A 17803-nucleotide genomic window follows, 5' to 3' on the forward strand; every position below is an offset into this window, starting at 1 on the left:
GCCTCGAATGCCTCGCGTAGGCGGCCGTCGTCGGTGAGCCGGTCCAGGGTCCGCGGAATCTCGAGTGCACCTGTCATGTCCCGAGTCTGTGCTGGGCCGCCGTTCGCCAGAGCAGTCATATCTCACCTAGGGTCACAAGTTCTGCTGAGCTTTGTCGGCTGGGTCAAGAACTATCCGGTGCGGCGATTCGACAGAGGCTGCCTCAAGGCAGAACCTTTACCGAGAGATCGCCACACAGGGCTGCGGCGGCAGCCAAGCGCCGCGCCTGTGGGCATCGGTGAGCCGGTCAATGCCCAACGGGTGTGAGTCGCCCGGCAGGTTTAGCGCTCCGGGGGCCGTGGGGTCCAGCCGGTCGCCCGAAGCCACGTAGGCATGTCCCAGGCGTCGGGATGGATGGCCCGTACCTCGTCGAGGTCGGCTTGGTAGGCGGATGTTTCGGCGAACCACCGGAACATTGCTTGCGCGTCCTCGCTGCCGCCGAGCACGGCCAGTGGGAGAGCTTCGTACCGCGCTGGCAGGCCGGCGTGCTCGCCGAACGCGGCCGCCATCTGGCTGCCGGTCCGTACGTCGCCTGCGACCTCGATCGCGCCGTTGGGCGTCTTGGCGTGCTCCAACAACAGCGCGGCGGCGATCTCGCCGATGTCGCGGACGGCAATGAGCTGCAGTGGGACGTGGTCAGGTAGCGGAAGCCGGAATACGATCTCTCCGTTATCGACGGTAGGCCGCAACGAAAAGTTCTCCATGAACGCCACCGGGCGTACGTATGTCACCCGCAGCCCGGACCGCTCGAGGTGCTCCTCGACGCGGCGTTTCGACTCGAAGTGCGGAACTCCCGAGTTGCGGTCCGCGCCACCCACCGAGCTGTAGACCACGTGCGGCACCCGTGCGGCCGTCGCCGCGTCCACGAGAGCAACGCCCTGGCTCGTCTCGCCCTCGATGTCGGCCAGAGCACGGCCCGCCGGCGTGGTCATGAAGAACAATGCGTCGACCTCGCGCAGCGCTGCAACCAACGACGCGGCATCGTCGATGTCGATTCGTGCGAGCTCGACACCTCGGCCGGCCAGCTCACGCGCCCGATCGGACTCGGGGCTTCGAACCAGAGCCCGTACCGATGCCCCTCGTGACAGCAGCGCGTCGACGACCGCCCCGCCTTGTTGTCCGGTTGCGCCGAAGACGGCGATCGTGCCGGTTGGCTGTGCGCTCATTGCGCCTTCTTTCTCAAGAAAAGCTTTCGCCGTGGGCTGCACCTCTGATCAGTGGGGCAGAAGTTCGCCGAGGATCGGAAGGAGTTTCTGCCCGGCGTCTGACGCCCAGTTGCGGGCGAGTTCAGTCAGGGTCATGGTGGTGGATGTGATGATGGCGCCGGCCTTTTCCATGCGGCGCAAGGCGGCATCGTCGGCGAGTTTGGTGATGGATCCCCCGGCGTCGGCAACGGCCTGGACCTGATAGCCCTCGTCGAGAGCGGAGAGCGTCGGGTAGACCGTGCAGACGTCGTTGGTGACACCTGCGATGATGAGATTGCGGCGGCCGGTGTCCTTGACCGCAGCAGCGAACGCCGGGTCCTCCCAGGCGTTGACCACGCCGGTACGCCGAATCCGGTTTTGGTACTGCTTGGGGGCGATCGTCTCGAACTCGGGCTGCAGCGGGCCTTGGAAGTGATCTTCCTGAGATGACGTGAGGATCAGTGGCAGGTCCAGGGCGACCGCCGCCTTGGCCAGGGCGAAGGCAGCGGCCTTGACATTGTCGATCGCGTCCGAGCGAATCCACGACATGGTACCGACCTGGTGGTCGATCAACAGGATCGCGGAGTCCTGCGGAGTGAACAATTGCAGGGGCATGACGGCTCCAATGCGATTGAGGAGTGGTTCCAGATCCGGGGATTGCCTTATGAAAGCTGTTGGACAGTGGCAATGCGTTGCCGTTCATGCAGACGCAGGCGGGACGGGTGAACGTCGTTGTGGTGGTAGGTGTCCGTGCCAACCTTTTGGCCGTACCAGTGAGTCATCGGTGCTTCCGTGATCGAGGACTCCCAGTTGGAGATTTCAAGGCGTAGCCGGTCCCCGGCGCGAACAAGTACAGACATGGGCAGGAGCTCGATGCGCAGCTCGTAGACGCGGCCAGGATCGATCGGATCCGGCTTGTCGTGGCGCAGGAATGGCCGCATCTCCGTGGTGAGAGCTGGGTCTTCGGCGCGATGCGAGGCGCGAAGCCAGCCTTGACTGACGCGGACGACCGGTGACGGCACTGCCTCCGAGGGCAGCAGCGACAGTTTGACCATGACGTCCATGTCGTTCTGGTCGGATGAGGCAAAGAGGTGAAGTACGCCTTGACCTGTGAACTCACGGTCATGTTGGAACGGTTCGGTGGTGTAGGTGACCACTCGCCGCGTGTGATGCGGCACGCCTTGGCTGTCGAAGGTGGTGACGCCGGCCATCCACACCGGATCAGGATAACTCCAGCTCGTGGCGCCTCCGCCGCTGGACGGCGGTTCGTCGGTCAGCAGGCCGTCGTTGAGTGATGTCTGACTACCGCTGTGTTCGGCGGACAGAAATAACTCCGCGACGGCGGCCTCTGGTGGAGGCCAGTCGGTGGCATGGCCGATTTTCTGCTCGCCCTGCACAAAGAACCGGGCGGGCGGACCTTCCATCACGGTGTTGTCGGAGCCTTTGAGGTGGTAGTCGTACCACGGAAGAAGTTCGGCGCGGTGGAAGTCTTCATCGAAGAACAGGCGCTGAGTCTCGGCGAAGGTCTGGGCGCCGGTGATGAGGAGGCGTTTCGGGCCCCGCACTCGGCGATAGCCCTCGAAGTTGCCGCGCAGGTGTAGCGAGGCCTTACCCCATGCACCGATCGAAAACACAGGGATATCGACCTGGTCGAGTTCCCAGAACGGTGATCGTCGGCGCTGCCATTCGTCGTCGAACGGGTGCTGATAGATGTCATTGATGAAGTCGCCGCGCCCGTTGTCGGCGATCGGCAGCCCGTTGCCGTGGTGCTGCAGCAGCACTGATCCGTAGAGCCAGCTGTTGAGGAAGCCCTGGATCGGGATTCCGCCCTGATACATCCAGTCGCGGTACATGTCAGTCGCGCCGTCGAACGCGACGATCGTGGCGAGGTGCGGTGGGCGGGTGCGGGCGGCGTTCCACTGGCTCCAGCAATAATACGACATTCCGATCATGCCGATACGACCGGCCCAGTCGAGAGTGGCGATGTGCTCGATCACATCGTGGATTGCTTCGCCTTCGGCTCGCGAGACCGGGTCCCACGTTCCGGTTGAACGCCCCGTGCCCGGCACATCCATGGCGACGTACGCGTAACCCTGATCGAGATACAGCTGCATCGGACCGTATTCGATAAAGGGGAAAACCGGCGGAGCGGCGGGAAGATGGCGTAACGCTTTTTGGTAAGGAGAGGCACCCAGCAGGACGGGAAAAGGTGCGGTGCCGCCCGCCGGTAGGTAGACGTCGGCGCGGACCGTATCGCCGTTTCGGGTGATGATTTCGATCTCGCGCGGTTCGACCGTGACATCGACCATCTTTCCGTCCCTTCGTGACGCGTTGAAGCCGCGAAATGTCCCGAACTTTTAGCGGCGGCTCGGGCGAAGAATCGGCAAAGTCTCGCTACATGGCCGTTGTTGGCGCGAAATTCGTTGACATCTGATTGTTGAAGTCGTTCACCCCTGCTCCTTCATCCGTGTGGGACCTCCGGATCTCCGAGGAAGGAGTCGAGGACCGCCAGGAGTCGCTTGGGCTGCTCTTCGGGTACGAAGTGACCGCTGCCGGCGATCACGATGGGAGTGAGGTCCATGGCGACCGGTTTCAGCGCGTCGGCCAGTCTTGTGCCGGCATTGTGCTCGCCACCGACAGCCAGGACCGGCATCGATAGGATCCCGCCTGCGTCTCCCCAGCTGCGGTTGGCCTGCCCGTCTGCAAGTAAAGTGCGGTAGTGCGCGAAGCCGGCGGTGAGGCTTGCACGCCCGCGGTATGCCGCGGTGGCGGCGTCAACGCTCTCGTCGTTGGAAGGTGCCTTTGAAAGGTGATCGAACCACCACTTGAAAAAGTTCCGCTCGCGGCCGTCGAGAAGCATTTCTGGAACGTCGGGCGTCATGAAGAGCCCGAAGTGGAACTTTCCTCCGTGGGCGACGTCCATCGCTTGTTCCAGGCCGTAGCCCGGAATCGCCAAGTCGATGAGCACCAGCCGGGCGACGCGTTCAGGATGCAGCCGGGCAAAACTGAAGGCCACCATGCCGCCGATGTCGTGTCCTATGAGTCGCACTGGCGTCGAGATGTCCAGGCGTTCCAGCAACTGCCTCATGTCTTCGGCTTGGTCGTCTTTGGCGTAACCGCTGGTGGCGCGTGCGGAGTCACCGGTCCCCCGCAAGTCGGGAGCGATTACCTTCCAACCGCGCGCGGCGAGGGGGCCCATGACCTTGTTCCACGCGTCGGCGGTTTGGGGCCAGCCGTGCAGGAGCAGCACAGGTTTCCCGGTGCCGCCGACGGCGACGGCGATGCGGGCGCCGTTGACGACGACTGAGTGTTTCGTGAATTGCTCCGGCAGATGTTGCACGAGAGTGTCCGATCCTGGATGGGTCAGTCTTCAGGGGGAAGGTTCTCGATGCGGTGGCGGCGTGCTGCCGGCGCCAGTTCGGCGACTCGCCGTTGCACTTCCTCGCGGGTGAATGTCGGTGCCGGGGTGGTTCGGCTCGGTAGCGGGTCGCCGAATGCCGCGAAGTACTGCTCGAGGCCGGGAGGGCTGACCATGCACAGCAGACGAGCATCCTGCGTCGACTGGTTGGTGAAGTGGTGCGGCGCCCGGGCGGGGATGTTCACCGTCATTCCCGCGCTGACGACCGATTCTCCCCGCGGAAGGTGAAGACGACCTCGCCCTCGAGAACGTGGAACATCTCTTCGAAGTCGTGCCGGTGCAGTGGCGGCCCGCCGCCGGGCGGTATCAGCATGTCCATCAGGGCGTACCGGCCTGCGGTGTCCTGCGCGGTCACCAGCACGGTGTAGTTGCCGTCGACGACACCCAGATGCTCCAGGCCGGGATCGTCCGGGTGAACGATCGTCAGCCGCCGGCTCGGGTCGTCGGGTGCGACCGGAGGACCCCAATCGTCACTCATAGATCTACTCCAGTTCCATGATCAAATTCTGGTGCTGCATCTATGTGACCACAAGATGTGGACGCGGCGTCCATAAAAGTACGTGCGATAATGATCTCATGTCAAGCGGCGACCTCGGCAGGGATACGGATAACCCTCGCCGTCCCGGCGCAACGCCTGCCGGCCCAGGTCCCACGCTGCCGGACGCAGTGCGGCGGGGCCGTGGACGCCGCCCAGCGCAGCAGGTACGCACAGACATCCTCGACGCGGCCGGACGCCTGCTGCTCGCCGAGGGCATGGCCGCCTTCACCATCGAGCGGGTCGCCGCGATAGCCGGAACCAGCAAAATGACCATCTACAAGTGGTGGCCGTCCAAAGGAGCGCTCGCCTTGGAGGGCTACGCGTCGAAGGTCGACGACATGCTCGCCGTTCCGGACACCGGCGACATCGAGGCCGACCTCACGACACAGCTTTTGACCTATGTGCGCTTGCTTCGTGACACCCCCGCCGGGAGAGTAGTCGCCGAGTTGATCGGCGAGGCGCAGACAGACCCTGAGCTGGTCAAAGCGTTCCGTCGGGTCTATGCCGACCCGCGCCGCGCTGTGGGCCGCGCCGCACTGCAGACGGCTCAGCGCCGAGGTCAGGTTCGCGCCGACGTCAACCTCGACACATTGATGGAACAACTGTGGGGCGCATGCCTGTACCGGTTGATGGCCCGGGCCGACTTGCTCACCGACGACTTTGCCCGTGACTTGGTCCGCAACGTGATGGGCGGCGTCCGGTGCGACCGATCGTAAAGCAACGACGGGGGTGGGATCGTCAGCCATAAGTTTGGCGTTCTCGGATGCGCGGGCGATGGTCGAGGGACCGGCGGGTGCTGCGCCCGGCGATCGACGGCGGTGGCGGTAAGGCGGGGGTGCGGCTGTATGCGGTCCAGCCCGGGTTGACATTCCACGGCTTGCGGCACAGTCACAAGACGTGGCTGATCGCCGGGGAGCGCCGGAGATCGCACAGGCCCGCCGGCTGGGGCATCACCTGCCGAACCGGGTAGTGGAGGTCTACTCGCATGTGGCGCCGGAGGTGGAGACGCGGTTGCTGGCCGATCTACAGCGCCGTTGGCAGAAGGCCACCCGCAGCCCATACCCGAAGGGGCCGAAGCTGACATCGGCAGTTAAGAGCCGACCGCGGACGGGCCCGCCGGCCAAACGCGTTCGAGCAGATGTGGGTGCCCCTATCACCGCTGGCGGGATCACTCAAGATCGATCCCGGATACGAAGAAACCCCTCCGAGCTGCCGGAACGGCGTGATCGAAGGGGTTCTGCGAGAGAGTGGAGCTAAGGGGACTCGAACCCCTGACCCCCTCACTGCCAGTGAGGTGCGCTACCAGCTGCGCCATAGCCCCGAGGCGAAGTGGAACTCCGCATCTCGTGTGTCCATACATTACACCCCGCCAAGACCCCCTTCGCGCGGGGGTCCCCACGGCAACGCAGAGTCCGTGACCTGCATGTTTATGCCTTATTTTTAGCCGTGTATTGACCCGTGATGTGGCCGCCGTTACATTTTGCGCGGTTGTGACACCGAGGTCTCCGCCCGTTACGCCGCGTCTACCCCCAGGCCGGGCACGCCTCTGCTCGATGAACGCCGCGGACGCGGCGGAGGAGGTTTCGCACAATGGCAGGCGGTCGACGAGGGGAACGGCCGCTACCACTTCGCCAGCCGCAACAGCGGGAAGTGCCCGGTGCCTCCGCCGCCGATTCCGTGCAACTCCAGCAGTACGCCTGCAACGGCACCGCCGCCCAGTCCTTCCTGCTGACGCCCGTGACGACGAGCGGGCCCGACTCCGGCCCGAACGTGGTGATCCCATGCCGGCCAGGGCACGATCACGCACGTGATCACCACCGCCGGCGCGACGACCCCGTCCGGGACCAAGCCGGTCAACCTGGTGAGTTACCCCTGAGCAACCGGCGTGCGCCGTGGTGGCGGCCACGGCGCACGCCGGTCCTTTGTGGATACGCCCGAACGGGGGGTTCGGGAAGCCAACCGGGGGTAGCCGCCGCGATACTGGGTGTCCCGACACCGAGGAGCGACTCATGACCTCCTTCGCAGCGTTCTCCGTCGTCGAACCCCGCAAAGCGGCGCCGCTGGTGGCCGTCCGCGGCGGGTTCGCCGTGCTCTTCGGCCTCTTCGCGCTGATCTGGCCCGGCGCCACCGTGCTCGTCCTCGCGATCCTGTACGGCGTGTACGCGATCGTCGACGGCATCGGCGGCCTGATGCAGGCCTTCCGCCCGGGCGACGCCGGACACCGCGCGGCCTACGGCATCCTCGGCGCGCTCGGCATCGTCGCCGGCGTCCTGGTGCTGGTCTGGCCGGGGATCACGGTGCTCCTGCTGGCCCTGCTGGTCGGCCTGTGGGCGATCGTCACGGGGATCGCCGAGATCGCCGCGGCGATCCGGCTGCGCAAGCAGATCCAGGGCGAGGCGTTCCTCATCGCGGCCGGCGCGATCTCGGTGCTCGCGGGCATCCTCATCGTGATCAACCCGATCGCCGGCGCGTACGGCATCGCGCTGCTCGTCGGGATCTACGCGCTGCTCTACGGGATCGTGCTGCTGGTGCTGGCCTTCCGGCTCCGCAAACTGGCGGACACCACGCCCGCCGCGTGAGTACCGTGCGGGGGTGTCGACCCGCGAACTGGTGGTGCTGGGCACCGCGAGCCAGGTGCCCACACGCCACCGCAACCAGAACGGCTACCTCCTCCGCTGGGACGGCGAGGGGATCCTCTTCGACCCCGGCGAAGGCACGCAACGGCAGATGCTGCGGGCCGGCGTCGCCGCCACGGACATCACGCGGATCTGCGTCACGCACTTCCACGGCGACCACAGCCTCGGCCTGCCCGGGGTGATCCAGCGGCTGTCGCTGGACAAGGTGGCGCACCCGGTCCACGCCCACTTCCCGGCGTCCGGCGCGCACTACTTCGAGCGGATGCGGCACGCGACATCGTTCTACGAGCAGGCGGACCTGCGGGAACACCCGATCGCCGAGGACGGCCCGATCGTCACCGGGAAGGTGGCTCTCGAAGCGCGGCGGCTGAGTCACCCGGTCGAAGCGTTCGGCTACCGCCTGGTCGAGCCGGACGGCCGGACCATGCTGCCCGAGCGGCTCCGCGAACGCGGCATCACCGGGCCGGACGTCGGCCGGTTGCAGCGCGCGGGCCGCCTCGGGGACACCAGCCTCGAGGACGTCAGCGAGCTGCGGCGCGGCCAGCGGTTCGCGTTCGTGATGGACACCCGGCTGTGCGACGCGGTGTACGCCCTCAGCGAAAACGCCGACATGCTCGTGATCGAGGCGACGTTCCTCGCCGAGGACACCCGGCTCGCCGAGGACTTCGGTCACCTGACCGCGCGGCAGGCCGCGCGTGTCGCCGCGGAAAGCGGTGTCCGGCAGCTCGTGCTGACCCACTTCTCGCAGCGCTACCCCGATCCCGCGCGGTTCCTGGAGGAGGCGAAAGCCGAATTCGACGGGGAGATCGTGGTGGCCGAGGACCTGGAGCGGGTCCAGGTGCCGAAAAGGCGTTCCTCCCCGGCGGGGCACCGGGCGCCGTAGGCTGCATTCGTGAGCCAGCCGATCCTGATGACCGTCGACGACGATCCCGCCGTGTCCCGCTCGGTCGCCCGCGACCTGCGGCGGCGCTACGGGAAGGACTACCGCGTCATCCGCGCCGACTCCGGCGCCGACGCCCTCGACGCGCTGCGCGAGATCAAGCTGCGCGGCGACGCCGTCGCGGCGATCCTCGCCGACTACCGGATGCCGCAGATGGACGGGATCGCCTTCCTCGAGAAGGCGATGGACCTGTTCCCGCACGCCCGCCGCGCCCTGCTGACCGCCTACGCCGACACCGACGCCGCGATCCAGGCGATCAACGTCGTCGACGTCGACCACTATTTGCTCAAGCCGTGGGACCCGCCGGAGGAGAAGCTCTACCCGGTGATCGACGCGCTGGTCGAGACGTGGAAAGCCGTCGGCGACAAGCCGGTCGAAGAGGTCAAGCTCATCGGCCACCGGTACAACTCGCCGTCGTTCCACCTGCGCGACTTCCTCGCCCGCAACGCGGTTCCGTACCGCTGGTACTCCGTCGACGACGACGAAGGCGCTCGGATCCTGCAGGCCGCGGAGGCCACGGAAAAGGACATCCCGGTGGTCGTCACCCCGGACGGGACCGTCCTCAAGCAGCCGACCGGCGGCGAGATCGCCGACGCGGTCGGCTTGTCGACCCGCCCGGCGCAGGAGTTCTACGACCTCGTCGTGATCGGCGGCGGACCCGCCGGCCTCGGCGCCGCGGTGTACGGCGCGTCCGAAGGCCTGCGCACGGTGCTCGTCGAGAAAAAGGCCACCGGCGGGCAGGCCGGCACGAGTTCGCGCATCGAGAACTACCTCGGTTTCCCGGACGGCGTTTCCGGCGCGCAGCTGACCGACCGGGCGCGGCGCCAGGCGCAGAAGTTCGGCGCCGAGGTGCTGACCGCGCGCGACGTCGTCGGCCTCGAGGCCCGCGGCTCGTCGCGGGTGATCACCTTCGGCGACGGCAGCGAGATCGCCGCGCACTCGGTGATCCTCGCCAGCGGTGTCAACTACCGCGCCCTGGACGCCGAGGGCATCGAGGAGCTGAGCGGCCGCGGCGTCTACTACGGCTCGGCCGCGACCGAGGCGCCCGAGTGCAAGGGCGAGCACGTCTACATCGTCGGCGGCGCCAACTCCGCCGGGCAGGCCGCGGTGTTCTTCTCCCGGCACGCCAGCGACGTGACGATCCTGGTGCGCGGCGCGTCCCTGGAGACGTCGATGTCGCACTACCTGATCGAGCAGATCGCCGGCATCGAGAACATCCACGTCCGCACGCACACCACGGTCAAGCAGGTCCACGGTGACGGCCACCTCGAGCGGATCACGCTGTGCGAGAACGGCGTCACCGAGACGGTCGAGAGCGGGCACCTGTTCATCTTCATCGGCGCCGCCCCGCGCACCGACTGGCTCGGCGAGGACATCCACCGCGACGAGCACGGCTTCGTGTGCACCGGCCCCGACCTGCTGTCGGCCGGGCAGCGGCCGGCCAGGTGGCCGCTCGACCGTGATCCGCACTACCTCGAGTCGTCGATCCCCGGCGTGTTCGTGGCCGGTGACGTGCGGTCCCAGTCGGTCAAGCGGGTGGCGTCCGCGGTCGGCGAGGGCGCGATGGCCGTGACGCTGGTACACCGGTACCTGGAGGAACAATGAGCGCACTGCCGCGGGAAGAGCTTCGCGGGCTCTTCCTGTTCGAACACCTTTCCGAAGAACAGCTCGACTGGGTCGCCGGCAACGCCGTGCTCGAGGAGTACGAAGGCGACTCGACGATCATCAGCGAGGGCGGCGAAGCGTCCTGCTTCTACGTCCTGCTGGGCGGCGCGATCCGGATGACGCGCCTGGTCAGCGGCACCGAGGTGGAGACCAACCGGTCCGACCAGCGCGGCGCCTACTTCGGCGCGACGCAGTTCTTCGTGCACCAGGAGGGCGAGCACCGGTTCGGTACGACGGTCCGGGCCCTGTCCGACGTCACGCTGCTCACGCTGCCGTCGAAGGAGTTCTCCGTCGAGTTCCGCAAGTGGTTCCCGATGGCGACCCACCTGCTGGAAGGCATGTACCTCGGCTGGCGCAACAGCGACACCGTGATCGGCTCGCGCCGCCGCCTGCTCGCCCTCGGCGAACTCTCGGCGGGCCTGACGCACGAGCTGAACAACCCGGCCGCGGCCGCCGTCCGGGCGACGTCCGCCCTGCGCGAACGCGTCGCCGGGATGCGGCACAAGCTCGCCTTCCTGGCGAAGAAGGACATCGAGCCGGAGCTGCTCTACCAGCTCATCGACGTCCAGGAACGCCTGGTCAAGCAGGTCGCGCAGGCGGAGAAGCTGACCGCGATGCAGCAGGCCGACCGCGAGGACGAGATCGGCGACTGGTTCGACGACCGCGGCATCGACGGCGGCTGGGACCTCGCCGACATCTACGTCCGCGCCGGGCTCACCACGTCGGACCTGGACAACGTCCTGGAGCAGGTCGGCGACACCTTCATCGAAGGCGCCGTCCGCTGGCTCGCCTACGCGCTCGAGACCGAGATGCTGATGGGTGAGATCGAGGATTCGACGACGCGCATCTCCGCGCTGGTCGGCAAGGCCAAGCAGTACTCCCAGATGGACCGGGCGCCGCACCAGTGGGTCGACGTCCACGACGGGCTCGACTCCACGCTCGTCATGCTCGCGGGCAAGATCGGCCCCGGGATCCGCGTCGTCAAGGAGTACGACCGCACCCTGCCGAAGATCCCGGCCTACCCGGCCGAGCTGAACCAGGTCTGGACGAACGTCATCGACAACGCCCTCGGCGCGATGAAGGGCGAGGGCACGCTGACGCTGCGCACCTGGGGCCAGAACGATCAGGTGCGCGTCGAGATCGGCGACACCGGCCCCGGCATCCCCGAGGACATCAAGCCGCGGATCTTCGAGCCGTTCTTCACGACCAAGCCGGTCGGCGAGGGCACCGGGCTGGGCCTGGACATCTCGTGGAAGATCGTCGTCGAACGCCACCAGGGTGACCTGCGCGTCGAGTCCGAGCCGGGGAACACCCGCTTCGAGGTCTGCCTGCCGACGGTCGAGCAGGCCTCGCTCTGATGGGTTCCGTCCCGACGGTCACGACCGAACTCGGGGCGCTGGTGGGGCTGGCGGGTGACGGCGTCCGCGTCTGGCGCGGGATCCCGTACGCCCGCCCGCCGGTCGGCGAGCTGCGGTGGAAGGCGCCGCGGCCGCCGTCGCCGTCGGGCGGGGTGCACGTCGTGACCGAGTACGGCCCGCACGCGACGCAGTCGCCGGACCCGATGAACCCGGCCGCCGTGTGCGACGAGGATTGCCTGTACCTCAACGTCTGCGCACCCGACGGGCCCGTGCCCGAGGGCGGCTGGCCGGTGTTGTTCTGGCTGCACGGCGGCGGCTACCGTGTCGGCCACGGCGAGCAGCTGGGTGACGGCGACGAGTTCGCGCGCGCCGGGATCGTCGTCGTCACGATCAACTACCGGCTCGGCTCGCTCGGCTTCCTCCACCTCGCCGGGATCTTCGGCGAGTCCGAAGCGGACGCCGGGGTGTGCGGTCTGCTCGACCAGGTCGAGGCTTTGAAGTGGGTGCGCCGCAACGTTTCCGCGTTCGGCGGGGATCCCGCGCGGATCACCGTCTACGGCGTCTCGGCGGGCGCGAAGAGCGTGGGAAACCTGATGGGCAGCCCGCTGGGCGCCGGGCTGTTCGCCCAGGCGATCAGCAGCAGCGGCGGTGCCGACCACGTCGCGACGCCCGAAGCCGGGACGGCGCTGGCCCGGCGCCTCCTCGACGAAGCCGGCTGCCACGACATGCGTGCTTTGCGGGCGGTTCCGGCCAAGGAGTTCGTCGAGGCGCAGGAACGCGTCCTGACCGGTTTCCAGGCGCTGTGGCTTTGGCGGCCGACGTTGCACCCCCGGGTGCTGCCGGAGGTGCCAATCGAGCCGATCCGCCGGGGCGGCGCGGCCGGGATCCCGCTGCTGATCGGCAACAACAGCAACGAAGGCAGTACGTACGCGATGATGCTCGGCGACGACGTCGCGACGGCTCCCGCTTCCGATGTGCTCGCGAGCATCCTCGGCGAAGAAGGCGCTTCGCGGCTTCTCGAGACGTATCTTCGCCGGGTTCCCGACCTGCAGACCGCGAAGATCGCCGCGATGGGCGACGAACGGTACGGCATCCCGACGCAACGGCTCGCCGACGCGCAGTCCGCGCACGCGCCCGTCTACCGCTACCGCATCGACATCGCCGCGCCCGGCGTGCCCGAGCAGCTCGACGGCGGCCACGGCACCGAGACCACGATGGCGTGGAAGACGCCGCTGCCGCTGTACGCACAGGCGACCGACGTGAACCCGAAGCGCGAGCGCGCGGCTTTGCTGATCCACCGCTGCTGGGTGCGGTTCATCCGCGACGGCGTCGTGGACGCCGACGGCCCCGAATGGCCTCCGTACGGCCCGGAACTGCGTCCGGTGCTGGTTTTCCGGGAAGACACGGATCTGGTGCTCGACCCACGGGCGGACGAGCGAAAGGCCTGGGGCGACACGGAATGGGCGTCCGGGACCTGGTTCCCGGTGACCTGAGACCGTTCATTCACCTGCTGTTCACTTCGAACCGGCTCGCTCCCGCGTCAAATGGGCGAAGGTCCACAAGGGCCGTCGAGGGGAGTGGCACGTGAAACGCCGGGTGTCGATCGGACTGGCCGTCGTGCTCCTGCTGGCCGTCGCGGCCGTGATCATCTGGGGCGACGACTCCAAGCAGGACGTCACGACCGTGCGGGGCGTCATCGGTTCCGAGAAGCAGCCGTTCTTCACCGACCAGCGCGTCGTCGACGCCTTCGCACGGCACGGCCTGAAGGTCGAAGTGGACACCGCCGGCTCGCGGCAGATCGCGACGACCGTCGACCTCGGGAAGTACGCGTTCGCGTTCCCGTCGTCGTCGCCGGCCGCGCAGAAGATCCAGCGCGACCGCAAGGTGACCACGGTGTACACGCCGTTCCAGTCACCGATGGCGATCGCGACCTTCGAGCCGCTCGTGGCGTTGCTGCGGGCGAACGGCGTGGTGCACAAGGGCGCCGGCGACTACGACGTCCTCGACATCGCGAAGTACCTGGAGCTGGCGAAGGCGGGGACGCGCTGGGACCAGCTGCCCGGCAACACCGCCTACCCGGCCCGCAAGAACGTCCTGGTCACCACGACCGACCCGCGTGAGTCGAACTCCGCGGCGATGTACCTGTCGATCGTTTCCTTCGTGGCCAACGGGAACGCCGTCGTCAGCACGCCGGAGCAGGAGGCGAAGGTGCTGCCGTCGGTGACGAAGCTGTTCCTAGACCAGGGGTACACGCAGAACAGCACCGAAGGGCCGTTCGAGGACTACCTCTCGGCGGGGATGGGCAAGACGCCGCTGGCGTTGATCTACGAGTCGCAGTACGTCGGGCGGGTGGTGCGCGGCGACGGCTCGATCCGGCCGGACATGCGGATGCTCTACACCGCGCCGACGGTGTACTCGAAGCACACGCTGGTCCCGCTTTCGGCAGACGGCGACAAGGTGGGACAGCTCCTCGCGACCGACCCCGAACTGGGCCGCCTCGCCGCGACGTTCGGCTTCCGCACGAACGACCCGAAGGTGTTCGCGGAGGTCGCCGCGCCGGCGCACGCGCCCGCTGACCTCGTGGACGCCATCGAACCGCCGACGTTCGAAACCCTCGAGCGGCTGCTCGACGCCGTCGGCAAGCAGTACTGACATGGACTTCTCGCTCACCCCGCCCGAGCCGGTCACCGCGATCCCCGCCGAGCGCGCCGCCGGGCTCATCACGCTCAGCGAGGACACCCGATCGGAAGTCGCCGTCCGCGCCGACGCCTTCGCCTCGCGGCTCGAAGCCCTGGATGTTCGCTCGCCGGAGTTCACCGACCTCCTTGACGACCTGCTGGCCGTCGGCGAGGCCGACATGCGGGCCGCGGCCGGTGTCGCGGGGTCGATGCTCGACCGGTCCCTGCGCAGCGCGGCGTCCCCGCAGGACGGGGTCACGACGAGCCTCACGAGCCTGCGCCGCACGGTCGCCGAGCTGGACCCGGCGAAACTGCCGTTGACGGGACGGAAGCTGCTCGGGATGTTCCCGGTCGCGGCGGGCGCGAAGCGCGCCCTGGACCGGTACCGCGCGGCGAACGAGCCGGTCAACGCGCTGGTCGTCGACCTCCGCGGCCGCCAGGACGTCCTGCGTCGCGACAACGCCGCGATCAAGGGCGAGCGCGAGCGGCTGTGGAAGGTCATGGGCAAGCTCGCCGAAGCGGCCGCCTTCGCCGAGGCCGTCGACGGCGCTATCGAGGCGCAGGCCGGGGTTTTCGACCTGACGGATCCCGCGCGTGCCAACGCGTTGCGCGGTGACGTGCTGTACCCGATCCGGCAACGCCACCAGGACCTGCTGACCCAGCTCGCGGTCAGCGCGCAGGGCTATCTCGCGCTGGACCTGGTGCGCAAGAACAACGACGAGCTGATCCGCGGCGTCGAGCGGGCGGTGTCGACGACCGTGGCCGCGCTGCGGGTCGCGTTGCTGGTCAGCGGCGCTTTGGCGAGCCAGCGTGACGTCCTCGACGAGGTGGCGGCGCTGCAGGCGACCACCGACGGGCTGATCCGGGTGAACTCGGAGCTGCTGACGTTGCAGTCCGCCGAGATCCGCAAGGCGAGCAGCGATCCGGCCGTCGCGACCGAGACGATCCGCCAGTCCTTCGACCGGGTCTACGCCTCGATCGACGCGATCGACGGGTTCCGTGCCGACGCCGTCCGCACGATGGCGGCCACCGTCGAGTCGCTGTCCGGCGAGATCCGCCGCGCCGAAGACCACCTGCGCCGTTCGCACGAGGGGGACTCATGATCAGGAAGCTGGGGGCGTTCGCTCTCTGTGTGTCGTTGCTGGCCGGCTGTTCCGACTCTTCCTCCACCCCGTTGGGGGACCCCGAGCCGGGGACGTTGCGGATCCTCGCGGGCAGCGAGCTCGCGGACATGCAGCCGGTGCTCGACGACGCCGCGAAAGCCACCGGTGTCAAGGTCAAGTTCACCTTCACCGGAACGCTGGAAGGCGCCGAAGCGCTGGCGAACGGCAGCGTCGACGGCAAGTACGACGCCGTCTGGTTCTCCTCGAACCGTTATCCGGCAGGCATTCCCGAAGCGGCGAAGCGGCTCGGGAACCAGGTCAAGATCATGAGCTCGCCGGTGGTGCTCGGGCTCGCGACGTCGGTCGTCCGGCGGCTGGGCTGGGCAGGCAAGCCGGTCGGCTGGGGCGAGATCGCCGCGCAGGCGGGGAAGAAGGCGTTCAGCTACGGGATGACGGACCCGTCGGCGTCGAACTCCGGGTTCTCCGCGCTGGTCGGCGTCGCGTCGGCGCTCGCGGGGGCCGGCAACGCGATCGACGCCCAGCAGATCGCTTCGGTCACTCCGCAGCTGACGCAGTTCTTCAGCGCGCAGGCGCTTTCGGCGGGCTCCTCGGGCTGGCTGTCCGATGCGTACACCCGCCGCGCCACCGGCCAGGACCCTGGGCAGAAGGTCGACGGGCTGGTCAACTACGAGTCCGTGCTGCTCTCGGCGAACGCGTCCGGGAAGCTGCCGGAGCCGCTGACGTTGATCTACCCGAGCGACGGCGTCGTGACGGCCGACTACCCGCTTTCCCTGCTGGCGGACGCCAATTCCGACGCGCGTTCGGCGCATCAGCGGCTGTCGGACTACCTGCGGACGCCGGAGACCCAGAAACGCATCATGGAGACCACCCAGCGACGTCCGGTGGTGCCCGGCGTGGCGCTGGGGCCGCAGTTCTCGCAGCACGACCTCGTCGAGTTGCCCTTCCCCGCAACGCGACAGGCTGTCGACGCGCTCCTGGCGGCCTACTTCGACAAGATCCGCCGTCCTTCGCGGACGCTCTACGTGCTCGACACGTCCGGGTCGATGGAAGGCGACCGGATCGCCGCGCTGCGCACCGCGCTGGCCGGGCTGACGGGCGCGGACGGCTCGCTCACCGGCCGGTTCCGGCGGTTCCGGAGCCGGGAGGAGGTGACGATGCTGCCGTTCAACACCGTTCCCGGGGCACCGCAGACGTTCACCGTGCCCGAGCAGAACCCCGAAGGTGAGCTAGGGCGGATCAAGGCGTTCGCCGAAGGGCTGACCGCCGGTGGGGGCACGGCGATCTACGACAGCCTTTCCCAGGCCTACCGTGTGCTGGAGCCCTTGGCCGCCAAGGATCCCGACCGGTTCACCTCGATCGTCCTGATGACCGACGGCGAGAACGCGAACGGCTCGTCGCTGGCGGACTTCCTGGCCTCGTCCGGTTCGCTGCCGCCCGCGATGAAGCAGGTACCGGTGTTCACCGTGCTGTTCGGCGAGGGCAGCGGCGACGAGCTGACCCAGGTCGCGACGCGGACCGGCGGGAAGGTGTTCGACGGGCGGAACGTCCGGCTCTCGCAGGTGTTCCAGGAGATTCGCGGGTACCAATGATGCTGCGCTATCTGGGCTCGACGAAGAACCTCGCCGGCTGCGTCGGCGGGCTGATCGGCATCGTGCTGTACCTGACCGGGGTGACCGGGGGGTTCTGGCCGTTCGTCGTGGTGGCCCTTTACGCCGCCGGTGCGCTGCTCGCGCCGGGGGAGAAGGTCCGGCTGGTGCCCGACACGTCCGCCGAGCTGCGGGAATCGTTGGAGACGCTGGTGCGCCGGGTCTCGGCGCAAGCGTCCCGGATGCCTCCGTCTACTGTGGACACAGTGGAGCGCGTTGCCGAAGTGTTGCGGGATCTGCTGGCGCAGCCCGCCAGGCTTTCGGCCGATCCCGATCTGCAGCACGCCGTCGTCCGCCTGGTGCGGACGGATCTGCCGTTGTCGCTGGAAACGTACTTGAACCTCCCGTGGTGGTTCGCGGCCCGGCGGGCCGGCGCGGGCGGGGAACTGGTGGCACAGCTGGGTTTGCTCGAGACGGAGGCGCACCGGGTGGCCGAGCGGTTCTACGCCGCCGAGGTCGATCGCCAGGCCGACCATACGCGTTATCTGCGAGACCGGGACGCTTGAGTTCAGGCTCTACCCTTGTGAGTGATGATGTTCGAACGAGCGTTCGAGTAACGTCATCGGTGTCCGGCTCA

Annotated in this window: 16 protein-coding genes and 1 tRNA gene; 10 read left to right on the forward strand and 7 right to left on the reverse strand. The window is 67.9% G+C overall.

Going from position 1 to position 17803, the window contains the following annotated elements; translation table 11 throughout:
- Positions 1-320: 320 nt before the first annotated feature.
- The 6 genes from A3CE_RS0130945 to A3CE_RS58090 form a co-directional block, all read right to left on the reverse strand.
- Positions 321-1205, reverse strand: coding sequence for an NmrA/HSCARG family protein (locus A3CE_RS0130945; protein ID WP_026469041.1), 885 nt, complete (start codon positions 1203-1205; stop codon positions 321-323).
- A 48-nt stretch (positions 1206-1253) separates the two neighbouring features.
- On the reverse strand, positions 1254-1838 hold the full coding sequence (locus A3CE_RS0130950; protein WP_020643982.1) for an isochorismatase family protein: 585 nt from the start codon (positions 1836-1838) through the stop codon (positions 1254-1256).
- Between the two features lie 47 nt (positions 1839-1885).
- Positions 1886-3532 carry a CocE/NonD family hydrolase gene (locus A3CE_RS0130955; protein ID WP_020643983.1) on the reverse strand — a complete coding sequence of 549 codons (1647 nt, stop codon included), beginning with the start codon at positions 3530-3532 and terminating at the stop codon, positions 1886-1888.
- Positions 3533-3684: 152 nt separating this feature from the next.
- On the reverse strand, positions 3685-4563 hold the full coding sequence (locus tag A3CE_RS0130960) for an alpha/beta fold hydrolase (RefSeq protein WP_020643984.1): 879 nt from the start codon (positions 4561-4563) through the stop codon (positions 3685-3687).
- Positions 4564-4586: 23 nt separating this feature from the next.
- Positions 4587-4826, reverse strand: coding sequence for a cupin domain-containing protein (locus A3CE_RS58085; RefSeq protein ID WP_211231862.1), 240 nt, complete (start codon positions 4824-4826; stop codon positions 4587-4589).
- Between the two features lie 2 nt (positions 4827-4828).
- Positions 4829-5119, reverse strand: coding sequence for a cupin domain-containing protein (locus tag A3CE_RS58090; protein ID WP_020643985.1), 291 nt, complete (start codon positions 5117-5119; stop codon positions 4829-4831).
- A gap of 98 nt (positions 5120-5217) precedes the next feature.
- Here A3CE_RS58090 and A3CE_RS0130970 point away from each other — a divergent pair, with 98 nt between their 5' ends.
- Positions 5218-5895, forward strand: a complete 678-nt coding sequence (locus A3CE_RS0130970; protein WP_084641851.1) for a TetR/AcrR family transcriptional regulator — start codon at positions 5218-5220, stop codon at positions 5893-5895.
- Between the two features lie 532 nt (positions 5896-6427).
- Here A3CE_RS0130970 and A3CE_RS0130975 read toward each other — a convergent pair.
- Positions 6428-6500 (reverse strand) — tRNA-Ala (locus tag A3CE_RS0130975).
- A gap of 688 nt (positions 6501-7188) precedes the next feature.
- Here A3CE_RS0130975 and A3CE_RS0130980 point away from each other — a divergent pair.
- The 9 genes from A3CE_RS0130980 (at position 7189) to A3CE_RS0131020 (ending at position 17732) form a co-directional block, all read left to right on the forward strand.
- Positions 7189-7758, forward strand: a complete 570-nt coding sequence (locus A3CE_RS0130980; RefSeq protein WP_020643987.1) for an HdeD family acid-resistance protein — start codon at positions 7189-7191, stop codon at positions 7756-7758.
- Between the two features lie 13 nt (positions 7759-7771).
- Positions 7772-8698 carry a ribonuclease Z gene (locus tag A3CE_RS0130985; RefSeq protein WP_020643988.1) on the forward strand — a complete coding sequence of 309 codons (927 nt, stop codon included), beginning with the start codon at positions 7772-7774 and terminating at the stop codon, positions 8696-8698.
- Positions 8699-8707: 9 nt separating this feature from the next.
- Positions 8708-10360 carry a response regulator gene (locus A3CE_RS0130990; protein WP_020643989.1) on the forward strand — a complete coding sequence of 551 codons (1653 nt, stop codon included), beginning with the start codon at positions 8708-8710 and terminating at the stop codon, positions 10358-10360.
- On the forward strand, positions 10357-11778 hold the full coding sequence (locus tag A3CE_RS0130995) for an ATP-binding protein (protein ID WP_020643990.1): 1422 nt from the start codon (positions 10357-10359) through the stop codon (positions 11776-11778). Before A3CE_RS0130990 ends, A3CE_RS0130995 begins: the two co-directional genes overlap by 4 nt.
- Complete coding sequence (locus A3CE_RS0131000; protein ID WP_020643991.1) at positions 11778-13271, forward strand: carboxylesterase/lipase family protein; 1494 nt, start codon at positions 11778-11780, stop codon at positions 13269-13271. Before A3CE_RS0130995 ends, A3CE_RS0131000 begins: the two co-directional genes overlap by 1 nt.
- Before the next feature lie 91 nt (positions 13272-13362).
- Positions 13363-14430: a hypothetical protein gene (locus tag A3CE_RS0131005; RefSeq protein WP_020643992.1), complete on the forward strand. Its 1068-nt coding sequence runs from the start codon at positions 13363-13365 to the stop codon at positions 14428-14430.
- 1 nt (position 14431) lies between these two features.
- Complete coding sequence (locus A3CE_RS0131010; protein WP_020643993.1) at positions 14432-15559, forward strand: toxic anion resistance protein; 1128 nt, start codon at positions 14432-14434, stop codon at positions 15557-15559.
- Complete coding sequence (locus A3CE_RS0131015; RefSeq protein WP_020643994.1) at positions 15556-17169, forward strand: extracellular solute-binding protein; 1614 nt, start codon at positions 15556-15558, stop codon at positions 17167-17169. Before A3CE_RS0131010 ends, A3CE_RS0131015 begins: the two co-directional genes overlap by 4 nt.
- A complete protein-coding gene (locus A3CE_RS0131020) occupies positions 17166-17732 on the forward strand; it encodes a hypothetical protein (RefSeq protein ID WP_020643995.1) in 567 nt (188 codons plus the stop codon). The genes A3CE_RS0131015 and A3CE_RS0131020 overlap by 4 nt, the downstream gene beginning before the upstream one ends.
- The last annotated feature ends 71 nt before the right edge of the window (positions 17733-17803 follow it).

The sequence above is a fragment of the Amycolatopsis balhimycina FH 1894 genome (assembly GCF_000384295.1).
In the GTDB taxonomy this organism is placed as follows: Bacteria; Actinomycetota; Actinomycetes; order Mycobacteriales; family Pseudonocardiaceae; genus Amycolatopsis; species Amycolatopsis balhimycina.

What these genes read in the sequence shown, in the direction of transcription:
- A3CE_RS0131015 (WP_020643994.1), top strand. Translation starts at nt 15,556, where the DNA reads ATGATCAGGAAGCTGGGGGCGTTCGCTCTCTGTGTGTCGTTGCTGGCC.
- A3CE_RS0131000 (WP_020643991.1), top strand. Translation starts at nt 11,778, where the DNA reads ATGGGTTCCGTCCCGACGGTCACGACCGAACTCGGGGCGCTGGTGGGG.
- A3CE_RS0130945 (WP_026469041.1), bottom strand. Translation starts at nt 1,205, where the DNA reads ATGAGCGCACAGCCAACCGGCACGATCGCCGTCTTCGGCGCAACCGGA.
- A3CE_RS0130995 (WP_020643990.1), top strand. Translation starts at nt 10,357, where the DNA reads ATGAGCGCACTGCCGCGGGAAGAGCTTCGCGGGCTCTTCCTGTTCGAA.
- A3CE_RS58090 (WP_020643985.1), bottom strand. Translation starts at nt 5,119, where the DNA reads ATGAGTGACGATTGGGGTCCTCCGGTCGCACCCGACGACCCGAGCCGG.
- A3CE_RS0130955 (WP_020643983.1), bottom strand. Translation starts at nt 3,532, where the DNA reads ATGGTCGATGTCACGGTCGAACCGCGCGAGATCGAAATCATCACCCGA.
- A3CE_RS0130970 (WP_084641851.1), top strand. Translation starts at nt 5,218, where the DNA reads ATGTCAAGCGGCGACCTCGGCAGGGATACGGATAACCCTCGCCGTCCC.
- A3CE_RS0131010 (WP_020643993.1), top strand. Translation starts at nt 14,432, where the DNA reads ATGGACTTCTCGCTCACCCCGCCCGAGCCGGTCACCGCGATCCCCGCC.
- A3CE_RS0130950 (WP_020643982.1), bottom strand. Translation starts at nt 1,838, where the DNA reads ATGCCCCTGCAATTGTTCACTCCGCAGGACTCCGCGATCCTGTTGATC.
- A3CE_RS0130980 (WP_020643987.1), top strand. Translation starts at nt 7,189, where the DNA reads ATGACCTCCTTCGCAGCGTTCTCCGTCGTCGAACCCCGCAAAGCGGCG.
- A3CE_RS0131020 (WP_020643995.1), top strand. Translation starts at nt 17,166, where the DNA reads ATGATGCTGCGCTATCTGGGCTCGACGAAGAACCTCGCCGGCTGCGTC.